This is a genomic window from Streptococcus mitis, assembly GCF_003942795.1.
GTDB classification, from domain to species: Bacteria; Bacillota; Bacilli; order Lactobacillales; family Streptococcaceae; genus Streptococcus; species Streptococcus mitis_BJ.
Genome location: NZ_RJNY01000050.1, coordinates 1 through 1,761, shown reverse-complemented (window position 1 = coordinate 1,761; position 1,761 = coordinate 1). Strand labels below are relative to the sequence as shown.

Sequence of the window (1,761 nt, the reverse complement as noted above, 5' to 3'; positions counted from 1 at the left end):
CAAATCGGTCTGCTACCAAATATTGAGGAGATAAGGATGTATCTCTTTCAATAATGGCAGTGGAAACATCAATCTTAGTAGGATTCTCTGGATCCGTTCCTGCAGCAATCACAGCTATACTTTTATAATCCGGTTTACCGTTGACTATAGGAGCTACCGCCAAACCATCAAAACCTGTTCCTTTGTGAGACTTAGTTGCAACGACGCGGAATTCTTGACCATCGGAGGTGGTAATCATATTTTTTTCATTTTCCAATAGATTATTGTCTTCTTTGTTGACAATAGTATATGTTTGATTTTCATCACGATTTGCATATTCATCATTGACACTGTATACATTCTTTCCGTGATTCAATTCATTAAGTTGTTTATCAGTATAATTAAATACCATTACTGTTCTCCTGTTTCACCATTTGAATAAATCACTTTTACATTGGTTTCTGTAATTCCATGATGGCTTGTTAAATATTGATTATCATCTTTTCGAGAACTATTTTGAAAATCTCTACTTCTTATTTCGTTATTTTGTTTATTAAATGCGATTATATAACTTAGTTGCTTGTTGTCGGAGAAAATTATTTTAACTTTTGCTCCCCAAGCATCTGACGGAATTGATGCATATGAAGGGTCGGTTATATGCACTTCCTCAATCCCTTGGTAAGTATTTTTTAAAACATTAACAAGACTCACTTCATACTCTCTATTTCGACGCTCTTCTTGGGATTTCCCTAACATGCTAAACATAAATATACCTCCTACTGTAATAATTGAGATTGATAAAATGATTATTATCCATTTATTACTTTTTTTAATGCTAGAATTATTCATTTGGGCTTTTCTCCTTTTTCTTATTATACTATAAGATTAGAATATATTACACTATAATAAGAAAAAGGTGTTTTACATCTGTCAATCTTAGTAGGGCTCTCTGGATCCGTTCCTGCAGCAATCACAGCTACATTTTTATAATCTGGTTTACCGTTCACAATAGGTGTAACTGCCAGCCCATCAAACCCCGTTACTAGGTCAGACTTAGTTGCAACAACACGGAATTCTTGACCATCGGAGGTGGTTATTGTATTGGTTTCGTTTTTAGGATCAATATTAGACTTTTCTACAACCTGTTTTGTCTTTTTTCTACTTGAAAACTCTTCGTTCACACTATAAACAGCATAATCTTGGTTTAAATTATTCAAGTGTTCATCAGTATATTGGAAATACATCATAGTTCTCCTTGCTCACTATCAGAATAAGTAATTTTCACTGAATTTAAAGTTTGCCCTTTATGATTTTCTAAATACTGCCAATCTTCGTTTGTTTCTTGACGTCCACCATAATTGGTTTTATAGTTTAAATGATGATTAATTCCATATGAAAGAGTTCTTTCATCTTTAAATTTAATTTCGACATCACAAGACCACGAACCAGGAGGGCTTGTGTACTCTGGATTGGAAATTTTAATCTCCTCAATCCCTTGGTAGGAATTCTTTAAAGCATTCACCAAACTAACTTCATACTCTCTATTCCGACGCTCTTCTTGGGATTTCCCTAACATAGAAAACATAAAAACACCTCCTGCTGTGATGGTTGCGAGTAGTAAAACGATTAATAGTCTTTTATATCTTTTTTTATTGCTGGAATTGTTCATTTAAGTTTTTCTCCTTTTTCTTATTATACAATACTTTAACTTTTATATCTTTTTTTATTGCTGGAATTGTTCATTTAAGTTTTTCTCCTTTTTCTTATTATACAATACTTTAA

3 protein-coding genes and 1 pseudogene are annotated in these 1,761 nt (G+C 32.7%); all 4 read right to left on the bottom strand.

Annotated features, from left to right (window positions below; translation table 11 throughout):
* A pseudogene (locus tag D8847_RS10445) lies at positions 1-391 on the bottom strand (hypothetical protein); the annotation flags it as partial.
* Positions 391-828, bottom strand: coding sequence for a hypothetical protein (locus tag D8847_RS10440; RefSeq protein WP_125841487.1), 438 nt, complete (start codon positions 826-828; stop codon positions 391-393). The gene D8847_RS10440 and the pseudogene D8847_RS10445, both read right to left, overlap by 1 nt.
* Positions 829-851: 23 nt before the next feature.
* Positions 852-1,226: a hypothetical protein gene (locus tag D8847_RS10435; protein WP_260467786.1), complete on the bottom strand. Its 375-nt coding sequence runs from the start codon at positions 1,224-1,226 to the stop codon at positions 852-854.
* Entirely contained in the window at positions 1,223-1,648 is a 426-nt protein-coding gene (locus D8847_RS10430; RefSeq protein ID WP_125841486.1) for a hypothetical protein, read from the bottom strand. Before D8847_RS10430 ends, D8847_RS10435 begins: the two co-directional genes overlap by 4 nt.
* Positions 1,649-1,761 lie beyond the last annotated feature (113 nt).

Coding starts and splice junctions, on each gene's coding strand:
- D8847_RS10430 (WP_125841486.1), bottom strand. CDS start 1,648: ATGAACAATTCCAGCAATAAAAAAAGATATAAAAGACTATTAATCGTT.
- D8847_RS10440 (WP_125841487.1), bottom strand. CDS start 828: ATGAATAATTCTAGCATTAAAAAAAGTAATAAATGGATAATAATCATT.
- D8847_RS10435 (WP_260467786.1), bottom strand. CDS start 1,226: ATGATGTATTTCCAATATACTGATGAACACTTGAATAATTTAAACCAA.